Source organism: Desulfovibrio simplex (assembly GCF_055387835.1).
In genome coordinates this window covers 2075978-2096446 of record NZ_AP042377.1, presented here as the reverse complement: position 1 = coordinate 2096446, position 20469 = coordinate 2075978, and the positions used below count along the sequence as shown (strand labels likewise).

Sequence of the window (20469 nt, the reverse complement as noted above, 5' to 3'; positions counted from 1 at the left end):
CTTTCCCGGGCGCAACGATAACATACCACCTCAAAGGGAGTTGGACTCATGGCTGTAAAGTTGAAACTGACCCGCCTCGGAAGCAAAAAGCACCCCTTCTACCGGGTTGTGGCCGCCACTGACGAAACCCGTCGTGATGGCCGTCCGCTGGAATTCCTGGGCTATTATAACCCCATGAAGGATCCGATCGAGGTCAAGCTTGATGCGGATAAAATCAAGGAATGGCTGGCTCGTGGCGCTGAACCCACGGATACCGTGCGTTCCCTGATCAAGAAACACATGGCCTAGCGCATTCCGCTAAGCTTCCGCCACGGCGGCAGACGCCCTGCGGCCTCCCGAATTATGCGAAAGCATGTTGGGAAAGGCCGTCTTGGGCAATATCGGCACTGCGCGCGGCCTTTACTGCTCCGGTCTTCTCCGGCGCAGACCCCTTTGGAGGTACTCAATGAAGGCCCTGATCGAATATATTGCCCGATCCCTGGTAGATCATCCCGACGAAGTGCAGGTCAGCGAAGTGGAAGGCGAACAGACTACCGTTCTGGAACTCAAGGTTGCCAAAGAAGACCTGGGCAAGGTCATTGGCAAGCAGGGGCGCACGGCCAGGGCCATGCGAACCATACTGAGCGCCGCGTCCATCAAGTGCAAAAAACGCACTGTGCTGGAAATTCTGGAATAGCGCCGGATACTATGGCGGATTCATGGATTCATATGGGCACGCTTGCGCGGCCCCACGGTATCAAAGGGGAGATCTGCATCGACTGGTATGCGGACTCCCCCTTGCTTTTGACCACCCCCCTCTGGATTCAGGCGGGCGATGCGGAACCGCGCCCTATCCGGCCTCTTGCAGTGCGCAGCCATAAAGGCCGCCCGCTGCTGTTGCTGGAAGGCGTGGCAGACCGCACAGCCGCCGAAAACTTTCGGGGCTACAAGCTGCTCGCAAAGCGCGAAACCCTGCCCGAACCTGAAGAGGATGAGGTCTATCTGGAAGACCTGCTCGGCGGGGACGTCTTGCTGCCCGACGGGCAGCGGATCGGAAGACTCGACCACTTCGAGTACCCCGCTGATCTGGAAATGTGGGTCATCATGACGGACGACGGCAAGGAAGTGCTTTTTCCCGCCAGGCCGGAGTTTATCGTGGGCTTTGACATAGAGGCCCCGGCCGTGGTTATTGATCCGCCGGATGGGCTGCTGGATATTTATCTTTCGGATAGTTCGGAGAAAAAACAGGACTTGTAGGGCGGATTTGTCGTCTGGCTGATTTTTGGGGCTGCTGTGTCTGTGGGCATGGCAGCTTTTTTTATTGGGTCGTCTGCGTGGCGGGTTGAGGTGGTTGCGCAGTAAGTACTTAAAGAAAAAACAGCAGACCTGTTCTTTGAGAGGAGGCCTCTGTGCCCTGCGGGCACGGAGGCTTTTCATTTATGTGGTTTGGGCCGCCTGCGCGGCGGGCGGCAGATGGGGGCCTGTTAGGGGCTCCGCCCCTCCGAGGCCCCCTCTGCACTCCCCCCGGACGACCCCACTGGGCTTTCCATCTACATTAATTCCGCGAGGGCTGCGCGGCCTCTGCTGCGGGAGCTTCCTCGCTGCGCTCGGCGATCTCCCTCCGCGCCGCGCAATGCCATCCGTGCTCTTCACTTTGATTCGTCATATCAGAGTACAAAGGCTTCGCTTTTTATGGTGGCTGCTAATTTGGCAGAGAAACTGCCCTTGCTTGTATGGGAACAGGCGTCTGTTGTAGAGATGTAAGCGTGTTTATCTGCGCTTTGGCGTGTGCCACAATGGGCCTGGGGTCGTGTTGCCCTTTGTGTCTGCGAGCAAACCGTTTGTGGTGTCTTGCCATGCGGGCAGGATGTATTATCTTTCCGGCAAACAGAGGAACATCATGCCCGAATTGCCGGAAGTAGAAACCATTGCCCGAACCTTGAGGCCGCATGTGCAGGGCTGCGTTATCACCAGTGCGCAGGTGCTGCGCGCCACCAGCCAGCACCCCCTCAGCCTTCCGCTGGAACATTTGCGCGGCTGCCGCATCGCGGAAGTCGGGCGGCGCGGCAAGCTGCTCCTGTTGCAGCTTGACGCCTCAAACGCTGAAAATGCCGCTGTTCGCGGCTGCAAAGGCCTGCGGCTTGCCGTGCATCTGCGCATGACCGGGCGGCTCATGCCCTATGCGCCCGAAACAGCCCCAGGCCCGCATACCCGTTGCGTTTTTGATCTGGATATTCCCGCTTCGCAGATGGGGACTCAGAAAGATAATGCAGTGGTGCGTGCCGGGCACGCCTCATCCGTGCAGGTGAAAGACGCACTGGATCAAATGAAGGATGTGCCCCCGGACGTCCAAGACGGGCCGCGCCGTCTGTTTTTCGACGACGTGCGCGCATTCGGACTCGTGCTGGCGGGCACACCTGATATCTTTGACCGTTGGCCTTTCTGGAGCGAGCTTGGCCCGGAACCCCTGACCCTGACGCCAAAAAATTTCGCCAAAAGCCTCTCCGGCAGAAAATCGGCCATCAAGGCCGTGCTGCTGGATCAGAAAATCCTGGCTGGCGTGGGCAACATCTACGCGGACGAAAGCCTGTTCGCGGCAGGCATTGACCCCCGCCGCAAAGCGGCAGACCTCACCCGTGCTCAAATGGATACCCTGCTGAAAGCCCTGCAGGACGTGCTGCTGCTGTCCATTTCACAATGCGGCAGTTCCATCCGCGATTACAAGGACGCCAACGGCAATGCGGGCGCATTCCAGAACACCTTTTCTGTGTACGGGCGTGGCGGGCAACCCTGCAAAAAGTGCGGCCGTCCCCTTGAAAAAGCAAAAGTTGCAGGCCGTGGCACCGTGTACTGTTCGCAGTGCCAACGCTAGGGCCACATAGGGCAGACCGGGTCGGGCATTAATAGTGTTTTGACGCTAAAGGGTTGTGATGCGTTGCGACGGCCAATGCTGCGGCCATCGGCGCTGACAGAACGTCAGTCAAAATGGCGGCCAGCGTAGCGGCATGGCGTGGGCAGAACGTCAGTCAAAATGGCGCCCGCGCAGCAATCCGACTGGCGTCCAGAGCGGCGGGGCAGCCTGGCCGCCCCGCCGCTCATGAACTTCAATGCCTCAGGATCTGGCCATGGCCATGCCAAGTTCAAAGGCCTTCCGGCAGTCCTTGGGGAATTCTTCATTTTTGCGTTTGAGCTTGGCTTCTTCAGAGAAGCATTCCACCTTGTACTTGCTGTAGTCCATAAACTGATAGGTGTCGTTCACATACAGCACCGATGGCGGCGTCAGCATCCTGCCCGTAAAATACTCCATTCCGGAGAGATGTTCGGGATAGTCCATGCTTCGCATGAAGGCTTCAGTGACGTTCATTGTGTAGATGAAGGCCGTTTTCATCTTCTTGGGGGCAATGGAAGAATAGGTGGCGTCATATACCAGATACGGGAAAAGAAAGCGCTCGAAAAATGAGCGCATTTCGCCCGTAATGCCCTTGAAATAGATGGGCGAGCCAAAGATGATGCCGTCGGCCAGAGAAAGTTTTTCCAGTATTGGGGCCAGATCGTCCTTTACGGCGCATTTTCCGTAGGACTTTCCGCCAAGCCTTTTGCATTCAAAACAGCTGATACAGCCTTTATACGTGTAGTCATAGAGATGCAGCATTTCGGTCTGTGCGTCAGGTTGCGCTGCGGCCACGCCCTCAAGAGCCTTGGCCAGCACAGTGGCCGTGTTGTGCTTTTTTCTGGGACTTCCGTTAACGGCGTAATATTTCATGGTTTTCTCCTTATGAACAGTGTGGGGTTTCATTCTTGCGCCCATGCTCGGCGCGTTGTCTCGACAGATATACTTTAAAAGAAGCGCGGGTTAGAAAACAAGTACGCAGTTTTTTCTAACCTGGAATGCGGGTTTTCACCTGTGCCGCAGAAGGCGGTCAACGTCCCGTCGCACAAGGCTTTTCAAGGAGCGTCAGGCATGAAGGCAAAGATGACGGTGGGCTACAGTACGGCACTGCCGTGTGAAAGTGTATATGATATCCCTTGTCCCCTCATCCACGCCCTTAACCTCATAGGCGGCAAATGGAAATTGCCCATTCTCTGGCATCTGGCCGACACGGGCGGCTGCGGATTCAATGCCCTTGGCCGCGAAGTGAGGGGCATAACCAACATGATGCTTGGCAAATGCCTGAAAGAGCTGGAACGCGACGGTCTGGTCAGCAGAACGGAACTTGCCGCGGGCAAGGTACGCCGCGTGAAATATGCCCTGACCCCGCAAGGCTGGCGCTTGCTGCCAACCCTGAAAGAACTCTACCAGTGGGGAAAAGAGCATCTGGGTGTGGAGCCGGTATGCCAGCAGGGGTAGGCGCATCCCGGCAGACCAGGGTTTCTTTCATTTTGAGAATCTTACCGTTGAAAAAGGCTACCTGTTCTAACGCTGCACGGAGCGGAGCGCCATCAGCTGTCGCGTATATTCTGCCGAATGTCGTATTTTTCGGCAGAATGGCAAATTGGAATGTAAAGCATTTCACCGTTACTCTGATCTAAAGTAGAGTGCCTTTGAGACGGTGTGATGGCAGAAAAGTTCCGCCTCTGGAGTCCCCACTACTAGAGCAGATTAACTTTGAGAATATACATTCTCAAAGTTTGAAGTACGCTCACTTCGGCGTTTAACCGCGCAAATAAATTGCGCTTACGCCTCTGTGGCGGGCGTCTGCTCCCGCATCCGCCAGAACAATTTCAAAATGAAATTGCTCTAAAACACAGTAAAGGTTTTGGGGGGTGGGGGCGTGGGGGAGGAGACCCTTTTGCAAAAGGGTCCCTCCCCCACAAAACCCTTTTGTTCATTGTGGCCGAATGGCCTGTTCTTTGGCCAGACGTCCCTCCCCCACAAAGCCTTTCTATCCTTTTTATTCTGCCTGCTCGTCGGGGACAGGGTTTTCGTGCAGTGGCCTTTGCGTCTGCAGATGCAGGGTTGTGTGTGCGGCTTCATTTTTTTGCTTTGCACGGCCCGACACGCTTGTCCAGTTCAGGCTTATCTGTCCGTCCCGCCCTGTGAATAGCAGGGGAATCCCGGCACTCTCCAGCCACCCTCGTACCTTTTTTCCCGGATACCCGTACCGGTTTTCAAAGCCGCATGCCGCCACCGCAACCTCGGGCTGTACGGCTTCATACAGTTCGGGCAGATAGCTGCTGTCCGACCCGTGATGGGGCAGCACCAGCACCTGAGCCCGCAGATCCAGCCCCTGATCAAGCATGTGGCGTAGCGAGCGGCGCTCGGCGTCGCCCGGAATGAGCGCCAGCCCCTGTCCATAGCGGGTCAGCCTTGCCACCACAGAGGCGTTGTTGCCGTCCCAGACTTCACGGGAGGCAGTGCCCGCGCCGCGTGTGCTCCTTTCGGCGCGCGGCGGGTGCAGTATTTCCAGTTGCAGGCCATAGGCGGGGTCGCCCAGTTGCAGCACATCCCCCTGGGCAAGCGGCTGAGCCCCGTACTGGCGGCGAGTACGCGCCCAGATCGCGGCCCAGCCGCCCCTGGCGTCGCCGCTGTCGCGCCCGTTGTCAAAAAAGGCGCTTACAGTGAACTGCCGCAGGATATGCACAAGCCCGCCCATGTGGTCCAGATCGGGATGGCTGTTGAGCACGGCCTTGAGGCGGGGACCATCGTTATAGAGCAGCACCGGGGCCACGATGTTCTGGCCGGGGTCAAAGCGCGGCGAAGCGCTGCCGCCGCCGTCCAGCAGCAGACGCATATGCCCCGGCAGCCGTAGGGCCACGGCCTGACTCTGCCCGACGTCCAGCACATCCAGGCGGATTTCGGGTGAAAGGCGTTCTGCCAGCCGCAGCGTGGGGCCGACCAGAAGCAGGACTCCCCCCGCCAGCAGCAGACGTTGCGCCGCTGCCGGCAAAATGGGGCGTCCCGCCTTGAAGGCCAGCGCCGTGAGCAGGGCGGCAAACGCCGGCAGGGCTGTCCAGTGGGGACGCAGCATGGAGGGGGCCAGCAAAAGGTCGTTTGCGGCCAGCCAGTCCAGCAGATCCACCAGCCATTGACAGGGCAGGGCCGCCAGATCCAGAACCAGGCGGGCCGCCGTTTCCATGCCAAGGGCCGCCAATGCCAGGCCCAGCACAGACGCGGGCAGAACAAAAAGATCGGCCACAGGAAGCCACGCCACATTGAGCGGAAACCAGAACCCCGCATTGCCGAAAAGGAGCATGTTGAGCGGCAGCAGAACTACCTGGATGCAGAGTGAAACGAGAAAAATCCGCAGCAGGGCGCGGCCCCATTGGGCGAGGCGGGCACGCGCCCCTGATCTGGGCGCGCCGTCGAATCCCGGCATGAGTTCACGCAGCCAGGGCAGGCTCAGGCCGATGGCGCCCACGCACAAAGCGGAGAGTTGCAGCCCGGTATCAAACACATTCAGCGGCGCGGCCACGGTGATGCACAGCAGCGCCGCGCACAGGGCGTCCAGGGTGGTGCGCGGACGGCCCATGGTCAGCCACAGCGCCACCACAAAGAGCATGACCGTGGCCCGCAAAAGCGACGCAGGGGCGTTGCCCAGCCACAAATAGGCAAGTGCCGGAGGCAGTGAGGCCAATATGACCCAGAGTGTGCGTGGCCGGTGCAGATAGATGCCGGGCCGCAAGCGCGCCAAAGCCAGCACGCAGGCCAGCCCGAGCATGCCCGCGATGACAAGGTGCTGCCCCGAAAGGGCCAGGCTGTGCACCAGGGTGGCTGCGATAAAATTGTTCAGCGTGGCCTGATCAAGATACTGTCTGTCGCCAAAAAGCAGGGCCAGCAGGATGGCCTTGCCCTGAGGCATGTCTGCCGCGCCGGGAGGGGGCGAAAAGGTCGAGGATTTTGGGGCGGCGTCAGAGTGCGCGGGGGGCGCGGCTTTGTCTGCCAGGGGCAACGACCGGGGAGCAACCAGGACCGCCAGAAAATCCTCGCGAAGGGCCTCGCGCCAGCGGGCGGAACGCCCTGGGTCGCCGTGCAGTCGGGGGTCTGCGCGCCTTTCCTGAGTCCACATTCGCCAGTATACGCCCTGCGCGGCCCACCAGAGTTCCCACGCGGCCTGCCCCTTGTTGGCAAAACCCTGCATGGGCATGGGCCGGAGGCTGAGGCAGAGGGTTTGCCCCGGCAATGGGTGCAAGGGGGGATTTTCCCAAGTGAGCGCCGTCTGGCCGGATACCGGCACATTCTGGGCGGGTAATGACGTGGCCAGGTCGGACAATGGCGCGGGGGCCGCCGACTGAGAGCGGGCTGGCGCAGCCGTGTCCCCGCCTCTGGCCTGCTCCAGGTGTCCGCCACCCTCAGGGGCCAGATCGGCGAGCAAAAGCCGCAAACGCTGGTCCGGCAAGCCCTGGCTGTCGGTGACCGTGCCGCATACCCGCACCTTTTTGCCTGCCTGCGCCAGCCAGGGTGGCCGTTCCGGGTCGGAAAAGCCGTGCTGCCACGGGCTGCCATACAGTTGCCACTGCGCCGTCAGCAGCCCCGCGAGCGCGAGCAGAGCGCAGAAAGCCAGTGGGGCTGCCTGCCACAGGCGTTTATCCGCCAGAATTAAAAGGAAAAAACAAAGAAAGGTCTGTTGCGGCCATACGGCGGAGGCAATGCCGCCTATCCAGAAGCACAGGCAGGTCTGCCAGAACAGCGGGGCTTGTAGCGGCGGATAACGCATGCTTTTCCGTGCCCGTAAAAAACCTCCGTCCGGCTGCCGGGCGGTGGGTCAGACGTGTGCTGAACTGGTTGCGCCAACGGTATCCGCGCCTCTGTCCTGCAAAACGCCGGTCTTCGTTTTGTCCGGCCTGCGTCATGCGCACGGCAAACACGCAGTGAACCCGGCGGCCGCGGGAGTTTCCGGGCGGGCCTGTCCTGCCGGAGCGGCGGCGTGGCGTATCACGTGTCAATGGGCTGAACTTTCGTTTTTGCGGCAATGGTGTTGTGACATTGCCCTGGTGGCGCGTGGACAAGGCCATTGCCGTGAAGACGTAAGCGCTTGCTGGCTGCGTGGTCACGCGCCAAAGCGAACGGCTTGCAAACGTCAAAATGTCTACGCGCAAGGGGGGGCTGCCCCTGAAAAACTAGGCCAGTTCGCGGGCCAGGTCCCTTTCTTCAGCGCGTTTTTTAAGGCTTTCACGGTGGTCGTGCAGTTTTTTGCCCCGGCCAACGGCCAGTTCCACCTTGATCTTGCCCCGCTTGAGATACAGGCGCACAGGCACGACCGTAAGGCCCTTTTGGGCCACAAGGCCCGCCAGTTTGGCGGTTTCGCGCTGGTGCAGCAGGAGTTTTCGGGCGCGCTCGGGCTCCTGCGGGGCGTAGCCTGCGTTGGAATACGGGGCCACGTGCAGCGAGATAAGCCAGGCTTCGCCCTTGCGAAAGTCAACATAGCTGTCGATGAAGTTGACCTTGCCCGCGCGGATGCTTTTGACTTCGGGGCCGGTAAGCACAATGCCCGCCTCGGTAAACTCTGAAAGTTCGTAGAGGTGACGGGCCTTTTTATTGACGGCGATGGTGGAAGGCGGTGTTTTTTGGCTCATGGCTGGCTGTGGATCAAAAGGCTGGTGGTGTGAAAGGCCAGTTCAGGCCCAAGGGATTGATGCAACTGTTCACGAACCATGCGGCGTGAGGCGGCCACATCGGTGCTCATGAGCACGCTGTGGGCCAGTTCCATGCAGGTTTCGGCCCTGAGCTGGCGGATGAGGTGTTTCAGGCCGGGCACAAAACGCGGAGCCACGGATATGGTGTCTACCCCCATGCCCAGCAGCAGGGCCATGCCCAGCGGATCAGACGCCAGTTCGCCGCAGACGGAAACTCCTATGCCTTCACGGTGTGCGGCGTCAACAATATGCTTGAGCGAGCGCACAACGGCGGGATGCAAGGGTTCATTGAGATACGCCACATGGCGGTTGTTGCGGTCTATGCCCATAATATAGTGTATGAGATCATTTGTGCCAATACTGAAAAAATCGCATTCCCTGGCAAGGGCGTCGCAGATGAGGGCCGCCGCAGGCGTTTCTATCATGACGCCAAGGGGCAGTTCGGGCGCGTGCTGCAGGTTCTGGGCGCTGAGTTCCTGATGCATTTCCTGCATGATTCTGCGCACCTGCTGTACTTCGTCCATGCCTGAAACCATCGGCAGCATGATGGCCACGTTGCCGTGCACCCCCGCGCGCATGAGCGCCCGCAACTGCGTGCGAAAAAGTCCCTGATGGCGCAGGCAGAAGCGTATGCCGCGCAAGCCAAGGGCCGGATTGGGTTCCTTGAGGGCCGCCTGGGCATGCAGCATCTTGTCCGCGCCCACGTCAAGGGTGCGAAAAACAACGCGCTCGGGTGAAATTTTTTGGGCCACAAGGGCGTATTCGGCCAGCAGTTCTTCTTCGTTGGGCAGACGGCCTTTGAGATAGGCAAACTCGGTGCGGTACAGACCCACGCCGTCGGCGCCGCTGCACGGCACCGCGGCAAGTTCCTCGCTGCTTTCCAGATTGGCCTGAACCACCACACGCACGCCATCGCACATTTCAGCGGGCCAGCGTGCCGTCTTGAGCGTGAATTCTTCCCAGCTGGTGTATTCAAGGCGGCGGGCTTCATAGCGGGCCATGTCCGCCTCATCCGGGTCCAGCAGCACGCAGCCGCCAAGACCGTCAATGATGACCTGCTCATTTTCTCTGGCCACGGTCACAAGGCCGGTAACACTGGAAAGGCAGGGGATGCGCAGACTGCGCGAAAGGATGGCCGTGTGCGAAGTGGGGCCGCCCTCGGTGGTCAGGATGCCCAGCACGCAGTCGAGGTTCAGCTCCATAACATCGGCGGGAGAAAGGTCTTCGGCCACCAGCACGCCCGGTTCAGCAGCGCCCCGTGTTTCGGAAGGGCCAGTGGAAAGACTCTCGCGCAGGCGCAAACCCACAGCGCGGATATCCTGCGCGCGGTCGCGCAGATAGGGGTCGTCCATGCCCCGGAACAGGGCGCACAGTTCATCAACCGTCAGGCGCAGGGCCCAGGGCGCGGCAATGAGCTTTTGTTCGATGCGCGCGGAGGCGGTATTGAGCAGTTTGGCGTCGCGGGCCATTTCCATCTGCGCGGCAATAATCTCACGGTATTCGGCCAGATCTTCGGGCACATTGTCCATGGTTTTTTGCAGCGAAACGCGCACGTTTTCAGCCGCAAGGCGAAGGGCGGCCTGCTCGGCCTCCACTTCAGCGGGCGTGATGCGCCGTTCCTCGTCCTGCCACAGCTTGTGCATGAAGCGCACGCGGCCAATGGCTATGCCGGGAGAAACTGGAGTGCCAAAAAGTACCGCGCGGGCCATATCAATCCTGCATGGTGCTGAGAAGACGGGCCAGGCCGCAAAGGGCCTCGCGGGCGTCATGCCCCTGAGCCAGAAGAGTCAGTTCCGCGTTGAAGGGCGGGGCAAGTGAAAGAACGTCAAGCATGCTTTTGGCGTCAACCTCGCCGGTATCGCTGATAAGCTGAATGGCCGACGAATAGCGCTGTGCTTCCTGGGCCAGTCGTGCTGCGGGTCTGGCGTGAAGGCCATTGCGCAAATTGAGGCAAAGCCGCATTTCCAGCCCGCGTGACGTTTCTTCAATGGTCTCTTCCATTTCCTCACCTTTTAACAATGTCAGGGCGGTTGGGGCCGTATATGGCGCGGCGGCGCCGAATGTCTGCCTCGACCTTGTGCCAGCCAGGCTGTGCCAGCTGGCAGTCGTGGACATACTACATACCTATGAGGTCAACGTCCATGAGAATCAACGCCCCAAGCGTCATGCCCCACAGCAGTATGCGCGGCAGGCGGAGCCGCGCCACAAGCCAGGATGCCCCCAGAACCGCCAGCGCGCCAAACAGGTAAACGTCCCACGGAAAAGGCTTCAGGCGGCTCATGGGCAGATGCCAGATGACCAGGGCCACCAGCACCGCGTTGACCATCTTGAGCCTGTCCACCCAGTTGATGAGGTTGAGGCGCTTCAGGCGCACCAAAACCGGCATGCCGTGGCGCAGGCCAGAAAAAAAGCTGCCCGCCCTGAAAAGCAGAAGGGCGAAAAAAAATCCCACAGCCAGGAAGCCTGCCAGGGGTATATGGCCCGAAAGCAGCAGGGCCACGCTCACAAGCGCCCACAGGGGCAGCAACGTGCCGCTGAAAAAGGAATCGCCCAGAGCCGAAAGCGTGGTGGCCAGGGTTTCGCGTACAGAGCTTACGGCGGATTCCGGGAGCGTGCCCTTGGCTATTTCTTCTTCAAGCGACAGCAGAATGCCCACAAAAAGAGGAATCATGAAGGGATGGGTGTTGCTGTGTCCGCCATAGCGGGCAAAGGCCCGGGCGCGGGCCGCGCCTTCGGGATAAAGCCAGCACAGGGCGGGGCTCAGCACAAAGAGCAGCCCCACCTGCTGCATGCCTCTGGCCGTGGTGGCCGCATTGATGCAGCAGGTGCGGCCAAGGCAGTTGAGTGCGACGAATGTGGGATACATCAGAGCGTCCTGCCCGCATGAAGTCCGGGGGGCACCGGGGACTTCGCCGAAAGCCGAGGGGGGCGTCCCTGACGTCTGCCGCCGGGCGGCGGCTGAACGGACGCACGGCGGCGTTGCGGTGGTTAGAGGTTGCGTTGGGGGTCTGTATCAGCCGTGAGCAGGGCGTATATCTCTTTGCCGCTCCAGCCGCGCACCATATCCTGAACCCTGCGGGCCACCTGCCGGGGCTTGCCCTGTGGCCCGCCCGCTTCCAGCTCCTGCCGCAGCAGGGTCAGAACCTCGTTTTCAGGGCTGCGGCTTACCTGTTCCGGCGGGCCGATGATAACGGTAATTTCGCCAAGCAGGTCATCGGGCAGGTCTTCGCTGTTTTCCAGCCGGATCAGTATAAATTCCTCATGCTCCTTGGTCAATTCGCGGCAGACCGCCGCCTCGCGCGGGCCCAGCAGTTTGGCCGCCCGTGCGAGGCTTTCCTTGAGGCGGTCCTTGCGCTCGAAAAAAATGAGGGAGCCGGGCACATGGGCAAAAGCGGCAAACAGGGCGTCGCGCCCCGAAGCGTCACGCGGCAGAAACCCCAGAAAGCTGTGCGGCAGGGGCGGCAGGCCCGCTGCGGAAAGGGCCGCTACCGGCGCCGAGGGGCCGGGCAGGGGAGAAACTGGCAGGCCTTCCTTGCGGCAGGCACGCACAAGGCGGTAGCCGGGGTCGGCCAGCAGCGGCGTGCCCGCATCGGAAACAAGGGCCACACTCTGGCCTTCGCGCAGGGAGCGAAGCACGTGTTCCTGCCGCTCGGTCTCGTTGTGGTCGTGGAAGCTCAAGAGGCGGCGCGCCTCAATGCCGCAGTCGCGAAAAAGGCGGGCCGTACGGCGCGTATCTTCCGCAAGCACGATGTCGGCTTCGGTCAATACGGCGCGAGCCCTGGGCGAAAGATCACCAGGGTTGCCAAGAGGCGTGGCTACTATCCAGAGCCGGGGGGCAGTCAAAGGCATGGCAAAAATGCTCCAGGTGCAGGGTAGAGCCATTGCGCAGGGCGCAGATGACATCAAAGCGGCAGGGCTGTTCCCAGGCCTCGTGAGCCGCCAGCCACGCGCGGGCCGCGCGGCAGAGGGTGCGCTGCTTTGCGATGCCCAGGGCATGGATGGGGCCGCCGTGGCTGTCGCTGCCGCGAGTTTTCACTTCTACAAAAACAATGGTGTCGCCGTCACGGCAAACGATGTCCAGTTCCAGACGGGCCTGACGCCAGTTACGGTCGAGTATGGCGTAGCCCTTGCGGGTCAAAAAGGCCGTAGCGGCTTCCTCTCCCTTTTTGCCCAGAAGCAGGTGCGCGGGTGTGCCGGTTTTTTTGTCAGCGCCTTTGGCCTGGCCGCCTTCAGGGGCAGAGTGCTTCTTGCGGGCCATTTTGTCAAAAAGCCCCGGCAGCAGGCGGCGCAGGTTCACAGCAAACTGCCCTGTCGCACGGCAGCGGGTTTTTCCTCGCACACACCCCGGAATGTCAGCCGGTGCTGCGGACAGGGGCCAAGGCGGCGCAGCGCCTCATAATGCTCCCTGGTGCCATAGCCCTTGTGGACGGCGAAACCGAAGCCGGGCCAGCGCTTGTCAAGACTGGTCATGAGCCTGTCGCGGCAGGTTTTGGCCAGGATGGACGCGGCGGAAATGGCGGGTTCTGTGGCGTCGCCGTGTATAATGGCGCGCTGCAGCGGCGGCGTACCCGCATGGCCCAGGCTCCACAGGCGCGCCAGAACTGCCTCGGGCACGGTTTTGTCGCCGTCAATGAGCAGAAGGGCCGGTGTTGTGCGCAGGTGGCGTATTGCCAGGCTCATGGCCTCAAAGGTGGCCTGAAGAATGTTGATGGCATCAATGCGGCGCGGCCAGACGATGCCGAGCCCCCAGCCTATGGCGCATGCCCTGATGCGCGGAGCGAGCGTGTCGCGCTGTCTGGCGGTGCAGGCCTTGGAGTCCGTAAGGCCGGGCAGGTCAAAGCTTGCGGGCAGAATGACGGCCCCGGCCACCACCGGTCCCGCAAGGCAGCCGCGCCCGGCTTCATCCACTCCCGCCGTGATGCCGGGATCACTGGGGCGGCCTGCTGCAAAAAGCAGACTGCCCTGGAGGTCAGGCGGGCGCGTTGGGCGGGAGGAGGGCTTTTTCACGCATGGTCTCCTGGAGCAGAGTAACTTTGAACTGCTTCACATTTCAAAGTTTTCATTCAGCCGAAAAATGCGATTTGCGGTAGCCGTTAGCGGATCTTTGCCGCTTACGGACAGCGACAGCCATCAGTAGGCTGCCCGCTCACTTAACCAATTGCTGTTTTTACAGCCAAAGCTCGGCTGCATCCACGCCACGTTGTGGCGCGCTGCACCTTCGTGCAGCGTTAGAGCGTTTACACTTTTTCAAAGGCAACATGCTCCAACGCTGGCGACTCCGGCAATAAACGCACAAGAGGCGCGCCATGAGCGCGGTTGCCCGCCATCTCACGGCGCGCCGTCAAAAAGGCGCAGTGTGTGTTCTGATGCCTCAGCGGGCTATCAGAAGCGGCCACGCGGCTTGATGCGCGCAGCTTTGCCCTTGAGGGCGCGCAGGTAGTACAGACGGCTGCGGCGCACACGACCCTGGGTGACCAGTTCCACGCGGTCGATGAAGGGCGAGTTGATGGGGAAGATGCGTTCCACACCCACGCCGTCAGAAACCTTGCGCACCGTGAAGGTGGCATTGGTGGTGCCGCGTTTGATGCGGATGACGTTGCCCTGGAAAACCTGGATGCGCTGTTTTTCGCCTTCCACGATACGCAGATGCACTTTCACCGTGTCGCCGGAGCGAAACGCGGGTACATCCATGCGCATGTTTTCCCGTTCGATTTTTTTGATGATATCCATCGTGAACTCCTTGCAAATCCGGGCGGATTGTTGCGTCGTTGCGTAGCGGCGCCGATGCGTTCAGGCCGCCTGTTTTGTCAGCTGTAATCGCCTAAAATTCTGTCTGCCAGAATAGCGGCGGCGCTGCGCACCGAAAGGTGGTTATACCCTAAAAACCGCACAGGGCGAATCAGGCCGTCACATTGTTCCAGCACTTCGGGGGCAAGCCCCTTTGCCGTGCCGAGACAAAGCATGACCGGCCCCTGGCTGCACCAGTGTCGCACTTCCTGCGGCGTCATGAGCGGGCCCTTGTGAGCCTGCCCTGTATTTTTTCCGGGCCAAACGGCAGAACTTGCCACCAGCCTGGGCCGGACGCCGTGCCGTGCGGTCATATGCGCCACGGCCTCGTCCAGAGAGGTTGCGGGGCAAACCAGACCGAGAGCCTGTGCCCGGTCGGCATTGCCTGAACCGCCCGGACCCCGCGTCCAGTGGCGCAAAATTTCATCCAGCACCCGTAGTTGGTCTTGCAAGGGGGTCACCACATGGAAAAAACCCATTGCATAGCTGCGGGAAATTCGGGCTATATCGTGTATGTCGAGATTTGTCAAAGAGGAAGCGCCGGATTTTTTTGCATCAAGCTGCACCGGATAGTGCACAAGGCAGAACGAAAGATTGCGGCCCGGCCTCTCGCGAGGGGCTTCGGCCAGGGTCTGCACATCCTCTTTTGTCAGTGGGGCAGAGTCCAGCAGGTCAGGCCGCATGCGCAGCGTGGCCAGCACAGACTGCCGCCGCCGCCACTGCGCTATGCGCGCATGGTCGCCGCCGCGCAGCACTTCGGGCACGGGCAGGCCCTCCAGAACCTCTGGCCGGGTGTAGTGCGGATATTCCAGAAGGCCGTGTGAAAAACTTTCGTCCTCGCCGGACTCTTCCTTGCCCATAAAGCCGGGCATAAGGCGCGAAACAGCCTCAATGACAGCCAGGGCCGCCGTTTCGCCGCCGTTGAGCACCACATCGCCCACGCTTACGGGTTCAATGGAAAAAATATCCAGCAGGCGGGCATCAATGCCTTCGTATCGGCCGCAGACGATGGTCAGGTCTTCTTCGCGCGCCAGTTCGTCAGCCATGCTCTGGGTCAGGGGGCGGCCGCCGGGCGTCATGAGCAGGATGCGCCCCGGCTGCCCGATGGAGCGCAGCGCCGCTGCCAGGGGTTCGCCCTGCATGACCATGCCGGGCCCGCCGCCGTAGGGGCGGTCGTCCACATGCCGGTGCTTGCTGGTACTGAATTCGCGGGGATCGTGAAAGGAAAAATCCACAAGCCCAGCTTCCCGCGCACGCCCCATAAGGGCTGTGGACAGAGGCGACTGGAAAAATTCGGGAAAGAGGGAAACCAGGTGAAAGCGCGGCATGGGCGGAGAGTGCCGTAAAACGCCTTGTCTTGCAAGAAGAGCTTTGTCTGTGAGCGGGACAGGGCGGCCACGCCATCTTATACATGGACGCGCGGTTTGCGGTGGGAGCGTGAAGAGTTTCAGGGGGTGGGGGCGTGGGGGAGGGACCCTTTTGCAAAAGGTCCCTCCCCCACAAAATATTTCACCTGACCATCACTACTAGCCCAGTGTGTTGAGGACGCCGCTCCAGTGCGCGCGCAAGGGGCGTCCTGTCACAAGAAGGGGGCGGTCCGGCAATACGGGGGCTGCCACGCACAGCCAGTGTTCGGCGCAGGGCACAAGCTGCCAGCCAATATACCTGCACGGCTCACTCTGCCTGACGCTGCCGTCGCCAAGGGTAAAACTCGTGCTGCCTTCATGACAGAATTGCGCGCGGCCGCGCCGTTGCCCGGAAAATCCGCTGTGCACAAGGGCGGGGTCACGCGAAAGGCCAAGCCCGGCGGACTTGAGCAGGGCCTCCTTGATGGTCCAGCGCCGCAACGCATCACGGATTCTGGACTCTTTGGCAAGGGGAGCGGTCAGCTCCTTACTGGAATAGGCGCGGGGGGCAGGCGGTGGATTGAACAGGGATTCGGCGTCAACGGCCAGACAAGGGCGAAACTCCTGCAGAGCCTCGCTGTCCGGCGTGTCGTGACCTTGATGACAGGACTGATTTTCACCCTCGTGCCCCAAATGGAATGCGGCGCAGAACGCCGCCTGGCCGCTGTGACTGAACGCGGCCCGCCAGCCCGGCATCACGGGCCTTCCGAGGTAATCCATATCAAGGCCGTTAAGGCTCAGCCATTCCATGTGCGAATCCATGCCGGGATGTTGCCGCGGCCTTTGGGCGGCGTCAGCCGTACCGCGCGTGATTATGGAGGCGTGCGTCGCAGCCATGACCAGCCGTATGAGCAGTGCCCTTGCGAGCAGGCGGCTGCACCGGGCCTTGAGGGCAGCGTCGCTTGAGCCGAAGCATTGCAGGTGATTCAGCTGCAATGGGCTGAGCCAGGGCACAACTACATCTTCCAGACGGGTACACCAATGGTGCAGCGCCTGTCCTTCCAGACGGGGCAGGGGAGAGTACACAATGATAACGCCGCGTTTGGCGGCCTGTGCCGCCCATATCCAGCGCAGGTCGGCGGCGGAGGCCTGTGCCCACGCGTCTGAAGGCTGCGTGGAGGCGGCCGGAGAAGCGGCCAGCGGGGCGGAGCCCTGCTCCGGAGAGGAGTGGAACAAAGACCGCGCCGGAGAACATCCGTCAGTAACTGCTTTACCCATAATGCCCTTACTTGCCTTTTGCTTCTGGTTGGGCGTCCGAGGCGCCCGGGCCGGGAGTTTTACCCGGCACAAGGGCCTCAAGCCCGGAAAGGGGACTGCCTGTGGAAGCCGCGTTCGAAGAAGCCGGTCCGGCGGTTTCGCCAGCGTTTTTTCCGGTCTTGGCGGCATCCTTGGCATTGGCCTTTTGCGTATTGCTGTCAGTCGGGTTTTGCCCGTCTGTTTTTTCAGAGGCAGGGGTATTCTTGCCGGACGGAGCTGCACCGGACGCATCTGCGCCGGATGAAGCTGCCGTGCCGCCCTCGCTATGCTGCGGCGTCACGTCCGTGTTGCCTGACTGGCCAGGCTTGCCGGAAGCGGACTTGCCGGGAGCGATTTGGCCGGGAGCGATTTGGCCGGGCGAACCGGTGTTTTTGCCGTCAGTTGCGCTGGCTGCGGGAGCTTCATGCCGCCAGAACCTGATCCATGACGGCGCTTCACCGTGCCACGCCCAGTAGCCGCCAAGGCTGGCGGCTGCAAGAAGGAGCAGGGCCAGGATGGTCATGAAGGCGCGGCGCACGCGCGAGTGCCCAAGGCGGGCGGGCAAACCGTAAGGGTCGTCAAGCGAGCGCTGCGCGCCGGGGGGCATTTGGCCCACAGCCGTGAGCGCGCCGCCCAACGTAAAGTTTATGGGCGCGCCCGTATTGACGGCCCAGCCGGAAGCGTCCAGCAAGGGGCCGAGGCTGCGGCGGCGCAGCTTGAACCATGCCATGACCACGGATGGGCCGGAGATTACGGCGAAAATAACCAGCAGCGCCATGGGCCACCACCAGCCCAGAGAAAAAATGGATCTGGCGATGTAGGTGAACGAGGCGCTGACCATGCTTATGCCCACACTGACGGCGGCAAAAATGCCCGCGCTTTTCGCGATGTCAAAGGGCTGCTTTTGGGGCGCGGCCTTGGCCGCTGCGTCTGCCTGCCCCCCGGTTGTGGAACTGGCCAGCTTGGACGAGGCGTTGGAAATGGCCGCATCCTTGGCGGCTACCAGTTTTTGCAACTGCCCGCCAACAAGATTGGCAAAGCGGATGTAGGGAGCCCACGTGGCTTCGCGCAGGCTGATGGGATTGCGTACCACACGCAGCAGCGTACTGTCCCATGGCTGCCCGGCATTGTCCACAAAAACGCCGTGACGGCCTTCAATCAGGTCATCGGCCGAGCCTGCGGTAAGGGCGGCGGCAATGGTGGCCGTGTGCTCCTTGCCGCTGGCGTCTTTACGGACGCAAAGGCAGTAGAGCAGGCAAAGGTGACTTTGGGTGGCCAGGCGCACATGGGCGTTCACATCGTCCACATGCACGCACAGCGAGCAGGAGCGGCTGTCGATATACAGCGTGCCAGCCAGGAATATGGCCCTGTTGCCGGGCTCGTAAAAATCGGCAAATGAAACGAAGTTCATGAGCAGGGTGTACAGATTGGCGTGCAGCAGAACAAGTTTTTCAAGGTCGCGCAAAGCATCCATGCGAGGGGCGGCCAGGTCGCGCTTCACATACGCGGCAAAGGCCTCTTCCGTGGCGGGAGAAAGCAGGGCGTCCAGTTCCTCGTCCGAAAGTCTGTCCACAGCTTCTTCAGGATGCGGCGGCAGAAATTTTCTGCCAAGGGGGTCGCCGTCGGGAGCGAGCGCCAGAGGGGGCTGGCCTTGCGCGCTGAAGGGGGCGGCGTCTTCCGGAGCGCGGGAAAACTTAGGCTTTTGCGCCAGCAGCGCGGCATAGGGCGCAAAACGGTTCTGGATGGCGTGCCAGGTTTCTTCATCAAGAGTATGGGCGGCGTCCGCACCGGTGTGCCCGTTTTCTGGCGGGGGCAGCAGTGCCCCGAACAGGCGGCGGAAGGCGCGCATGTCATTTTCCCATGCGGGATTGACGCCCGTTTGCAGGTCAAGCGGCTGCCCGGCGGCTATTCTGGCAAGGGGGCGGCGGCTCAGATGGTCCATTGAAAAAAGTTCTGTGGTCGCGTTTTCCAGCGAGGCCAGCTCGTTTTCTTCATTAAGCGCGGGCAAGGTCTGCGGCGCGAAGGCGGCCATGCGGCAGCGGGCGAAGTAATCGTCCAGCTTTGGGCCGAGCCTTTGCATGAGGCTCCAGGCTTCGGCGGTGTCGCGGCCCAGGGGGAGGTCCGCATCATGCGTTTTTTGCCGCCACTCACGTACGGCGTGCAAGGCTTCGCGAAAGTGTCCGGCAAGGGCGGCGTCAAGGCCGGGCATGCCGGAATCGTCGCGCATGCCGCCCACAACCGTGAGGCCGGTGGTGATGAAGTGGCTGACGGCGTCTCCCGCCGTATCCTGCGCTTCCACCGAGGTGGAGGGAACAACACCGTCCCCGTTGAAGGCGTAGCCAGCGGCGGCGCTCAGCGCGGAGGCCGCCTGGCTGCGGTCAACCCTGGTTTTGTCCTCGGCCCCGGTCTTGTCCAGCACCAGGCGGGCGGCAGCCAGCACATTGACGCCTTCGGGGGTATCCTGCCGCAATATGTCCAGGGGAAGTTCTGCGCGTCGCTCCCTGAGGCGTGATGGATGGCTGATGCGCTGACACAGCCAGTCCACGGCATCCAGAATTTCCCTGGCGCGGATACGCCCGTCTTTGTCGGCGTCCAGAAGGGCCAGGGTCTGCGCGTCGAACTCAAGCCCATAGGTGGGGCAGCTCATGGCCATCCAGAGTTTGGGATCAAGCTGCCGCAGGTCCTGCCACTCGGCATCGGTGGACAGCAGGGCCTGATCAAGCCCGGCCATACGGCGAAACGTGAAGACAGGGCCGCAATGGCCCGAGGGGCTTTGTTGATCTGTATCGGTGGGAGGGCAGGCAGGGTCTGTTGGCATGGCAGTATCCGTATTTTAAACAGAATGTATCATTCTGTAGTATATGGAATAAAAGTATCAGGGGTGACTTTGGCTGCACAAAGCGTCCTGTCGAAAGGGCGAGAGCTACAGTCGTTACTCATAATAGTTATCAAAAAAGCGTAGTGAGGTCGAGCGTTTTACGTTTTGGATACGCATGAAAAAGTATTACCGTAATAAAGTCCGGAGCAGGGCGGGGATGGCCGGATCGGGCCACCGTAGGCGGATCAAGGCATTTGTGCCTTGAAATGCCGGGCGGTTGTGCAGGCAGACGGCCGTAGCAAAGGCGCAAGAGGGGAGGTTTCGTGCTGACAGGCACTGCAGTGGATACGCTGTAAACTTAGAGAATGGTCATCTTCAACGTTGAGTAAGCCTAATGGGGCAGTTTTTGTATTTCTTCTTCAATCAGCGCAACAACTTCTGAGCCTGTCATGCGCACGGAACGCGCAATGAGAATGAGAGCGTTGAGCGATGCGCCACGCTCCCCGGTTTCAAGTTGCGCAATATATACTCGCGACAGCCCGGCAAAGTCGGCAAACTGTTCTTGCGACAGGCCACTGCGGACGCGGATATTGCGCACAGTTTTGGCAATGGCTGTGTTCAGCCCCGGTAAAATTTGCATAGAGTATGTGTAAAGCTTTTACGCTTGAA

19 protein-coding genes are annotated in these 20469 nt (G+C 61.0%); 5 read left to right on the top strand and 14 right to left on the bottom strand.

The features are described from left to right. The first annotated feature begins 48 nt into the window (after positions 1 to 48). The 4 genes from rpsP (at position 49) to mutM (ending at position 2851) form a co-directional block, all read left to right on the top strand. A complete protein-coding gene (gene rpsP, locus ACZ5DH_RS08620; protein WP_179979665.1) occupies positions 49 to 288 on the top strand; it encodes a 30S ribosomal protein S16 in 240 nt (79 codons plus the stop codon). A 157-nt stretch (positions 289 to 445) separates the two neighbouring features. Next, on the top strand, positions 446 to 676 hold the full coding sequence (locus ACZ5DH_RS08615; protein WP_012625423.1) for a KH domain-containing protein: 231 nt from the start codon (positions 446 to 448) through the stop codon (positions 674 to 676). A gap of 11 nt (positions 677 to 687) precedes the next feature. Continuing rightward, on the top strand, positions 688 to 1236 hold the full coding sequence (rimM, locus tag ACZ5DH_RS08610) for a ribosome maturation factor RimM (RefSeq protein WP_464253914.1): 549 nt from the start codon (positions 688 to 690) through the stop codon (positions 1234 to 1236). Positions 1237 to 1879: 643 nt separating this feature from the next. Continuing rightward, on the top strand, positions 1880 to 2851 hold the full coding sequence (gene mutM, locus ACZ5DH_RS08605) for a bifunctional DNA-formamidopyrimidine glycosylase/DNA-(apurinic or apyrimidinic site) lyase (RefSeq protein WP_464253913.1): 972 nt from the start codon (positions 1880 to 1882) through the stop codon (positions 2849 to 2851). Between the two features lie 240 nt (positions 2852 to 3091). Here the strand turns inward: mutM and ACZ5DH_RS08600 are convergent, their stop codons facing one another. After that, complete coding sequence (locus ACZ5DH_RS08600; RefSeq protein ID WP_464253912.1) at positions 3092 to 3742, bottom strand: flavodoxin family protein; 651 nt, start codon at positions 3740 to 3742, stop codon at positions 3092 to 3094. A 198-nt stretch (positions 3743 to 3940) separates the two neighbouring features. On the opposite strand from ACZ5DH_RS08600, the gene ACZ5DH_RS08595 reads away from it, so the two are divergent. Further along, positions 3941 to 4327: a winged helix-turn-helix transcriptional regulator gene (locus ACZ5DH_RS08595; RefSeq protein WP_464253911.1), complete on the top strand. Its 387-nt coding sequence runs from the start codon at positions 3941 to 3943 to the stop codon at positions 4325 to 4327. Between the two features lie 544 nt (positions 4328 to 4871). Here the strand turns inward: ACZ5DH_RS08595 and ACZ5DH_RS08590 are convergent. The 13 genes from ACZ5DH_RS08590 to ACZ5DH_RS08530 form a co-directional block, all read right to left on the bottom strand. Beyond that, positions 4872 to 7634 carry a ComEC/Rec2 family competence protein gene (locus tag ACZ5DH_RS08590; RefSeq protein WP_464253910.1) on the bottom strand — a complete coding sequence of 921 codons (2763 nt, stop codon included), beginning with the start codon at positions 7632 to 7634 and terminating at the stop codon, positions 4872 to 4874. A 403-nt stretch (positions 7635 to 8037) separates the two neighbouring features. Beyond that, positions 8038 to 8493 carry an SsrA-binding protein SmpB gene (smpB, locus tag ACZ5DH_RS08585; RefSeq protein ID WP_464253909.1) on the bottom strand — a complete coding sequence of 152 codons (456 nt, stop codon included), beginning with the start codon at positions 8491 to 8493 and terminating at the stop codon, positions 8038 to 8040. Further along, positions 8490 to 10262, bottom strand: coding sequence for a phosphoenolpyruvate--protein phosphotransferase (ptsP, locus tag ACZ5DH_RS08580; protein ID WP_464253908.1), 1773 nt, complete (start codon positions 10260 to 10262; stop codon positions 8490 to 8492). Before ptsP ends, smpB begins: the two co-directional genes overlap by 4 nt. 1 nt (position 10263) lies before the next feature. Then, positions 10264 to 10554 carry an HPr family phosphocarrier protein gene (locus tag ACZ5DH_RS08575; protein WP_291302305.1) on the bottom strand — a complete coding sequence of 97 codons (291 nt, stop codon included), beginning with the start codon at positions 10552 to 10554 and terminating at the stop codon, positions 10264 to 10266. Positions 10555 to 10669: 115 nt separating this feature from the next. Continuing rightward, the gene (locus tag ACZ5DH_RS08570; RefSeq protein WP_464253907.1) at positions 10670 to 11419 is read right to left on the bottom strand and encodes a PTS system mannose/fructose/sorbose family transporter subunit IID; all 750 of its coding nucleotides are present in this window, start codon (positions 11417 to 11419) and stop codon (positions 10670 to 10672) included. Between the two features lie 122 nt (positions 11420 to 11541). Further along, positions 11542 to 12402 carry a 16S rRNA (cytidine(1402)-2'-O)-methyltransferase gene (gene rsmI / locus ACZ5DH_RS08565; RefSeq protein ID WP_464253906.1) on the bottom strand — a complete coding sequence of 287 codons (861 nt, stop codon included), beginning with the start codon at positions 12400 to 12402 and terminating at the stop codon, positions 11542 to 11544. Continuing rightward, positions 12344 to 12850: a YraN family protein gene (locus tag ACZ5DH_RS08560; RefSeq protein ID WP_464253905.1), complete on the bottom strand. Its 507-nt coding sequence runs from the start codon at positions 12848 to 12850 to the stop codon at positions 12344 to 12346. Before ACZ5DH_RS08560 ends, rsmI begins: the two co-directional genes overlap by 59 nt. Beyond that, complete coding sequence (locus tag ACZ5DH_RS08555; protein WP_464256529.1) at positions 12847 to 13509, bottom strand: ribonuclease HII; 663 nt, start codon at positions 13507 to 13509, stop codon at positions 12847 to 12849. The genes ACZ5DH_RS08560 and ACZ5DH_RS08555 overlap by 4 nt, the downstream gene beginning before the upstream one ends. Before the next feature lie 426 nt (positions 13510 to 13935). Further along, positions 13936 to 14283: a 50S ribosomal protein L19 gene (gene rplS, locus ACZ5DH_RS08550; RefSeq protein ID WP_183717307.1), complete on the bottom strand. Its 348-nt coding sequence runs from the start codon at positions 14281 to 14283 to the stop codon at positions 13936 to 13938. A gap of 77 nt (positions 14284 to 14360) precedes the next feature. Beyond that, positions 14361 to 15668: a tRNA (guanosine(37)-N1)-methyltransferase TrmD gene (gene trmD, locus ACZ5DH_RS08545; RefSeq protein ID WP_464253904.1), complete on the bottom strand. Its 1308-nt coding sequence runs from the start codon at positions 15666 to 15668 to the stop codon at positions 14361 to 14363. Positions 15669 to 15866: 198 nt separating this feature from the next. Continuing rightward, a complete protein-coding gene (locus ACZ5DH_RS08540; protein ID WP_464253903.1) occupies positions 15867 to 16964 on the bottom strand; it encodes a 4'-phosphopantetheinyl transferase superfamily protein in 1098 nt (365 codons plus the stop codon). Positions 16965 to 16971: 7 nt separating this feature from the next. After that, a complete protein-coding gene (locus ACZ5DH_RS08535) occupies positions 16972 to 19800 on the bottom strand; it encodes an ABC transporter permease (protein ID WP_464253902.1) in 2829 nt (942 codons plus the stop codon). 391 nt (positions 19801 to 20191) lie between these two features. Continuing rightward, the gene (locus ACZ5DH_RS08530; RefSeq protein ID WP_464253901.1) at positions 20192 to 20440 is read right to left on the bottom strand and encodes a helix-turn-helix domain-containing protein; all 249 of its coding nucleotides are present in this window, start codon (positions 20438 to 20440) and stop codon (positions 20192 to 20194) included. Positions 20441 to 20469 lie beyond the last annotated feature (29 nt).

Bases quoted from the DNA above. Each gene is read 5' to 3' on its own strand.
- trmD (WP_464253904.1), bottom strand. From the start codon at position 15,668: ATGCCGCGCTTTCACCTGGTTTCCCTCTTTCCCGAATTTTTCCAGTCG.
- rimM (WP_464253914.1), top strand. From the start codon at position 688: ATGGCGGATTCATGGATTCATATGGGCACGCTTGCGCGGCCCCACGGT.
- ACZ5DH_RS08540 (WP_464253903.1), bottom strand. From the start codon at position 16,964: ATGGGTAAAGCAGTTACTGACGGATGTTCTCCGGCGCGGTCTTTGTTC.
- ACZ5DH_RS08570 (WP_464253907.1), bottom strand. From the start codon at position 11,419: ATGTATCCCACATTCGTCGCACTCAACTGCCTTGGCCGCACCTGCTGC.
- ACZ5DH_RS08615 (WP_012625423.1), top strand. From the start codon at position 446: ATGAAGGCCCTGATCGAATATATTGCCCGATCCCTGGTAGATCATCCC.
- ACZ5DH_RS08590 (WP_464253910.1), bottom strand. From the start codon at position 7,634: ATGCGTTATCCGCCGCTACAAGCCCCGCTGTTCTGGCAGACCTGCCTG.
- ACZ5DH_RS08530 (WP_464253901.1), bottom strand. From the start codon at position 20,440: ATGCAAATTTTACCGGGGCTGAACACAGCCATTGCCAAAACTGTGCGC.
- ACZ5DH_RS08595 (WP_464253911.1), top strand. From the start codon at position 3,941: ATGAAGGCAAAGATGACGGTGGGCTACAGTACGGCACTGCCGTGTGAA.
- ACZ5DH_RS08535 (WP_464253902.1), bottom strand. From the start codon at position 19,800: ATGCCAACAGACCCTGCCTGCCCTCCCACCGATACAGATCAACAAAGC.
- rplS (WP_183717307.1), bottom strand. From the start codon at position 14,283: ATGGATATCATCAAAAAAATCGAACGGGAAAACATGCGCATGGATGTA.
- smpB (WP_464253909.1), bottom strand. From the start codon at position 8,493: ATGAGCCAAAAAACACCGCCTTCCACCATCGCCGTCAATAAAAAGGCC.
- rpsP (WP_179979665.1), top strand. From the start codon at position 49: ATGGCTGTAAAGTTGAAACTGACCCGCCTCGGAAGCAAAAAGCACCCC.
- ACZ5DH_RS08575 (WP_291302305.1), bottom strand. From the start codon at position 10,554: ATGGAAGAGACCATTGAAGAAACGTCACGCGGGCTGGAAATGCGGCTT.
- ptsP (WP_464253908.1), bottom strand. From the start codon at position 10,262: ATGGCCCGCGCGGTACTTTTTGGCACTCCAGTTTCTCCCGGCATAGCC.
- ACZ5DH_RS08600 (WP_464253912.1), bottom strand. From the start codon at position 3,742: ATGAAATATTACGCCGTTAACGGAAGTCCCAGAAAAAAGCACAACACG.
- rsmI (WP_464253906.1), bottom strand. From the start codon at position 12,402: ATGCCTTTGACTGCCCCCCGGCTCTGGATAGTAGCCACGCCTCTTGGC.
- mutM (WP_464253913.1), top strand. From the start codon at position 1,880: ATGCCCGAATTGCCGGAAGTAGAAACCATTGCCCGAACCTTGAGGCCG.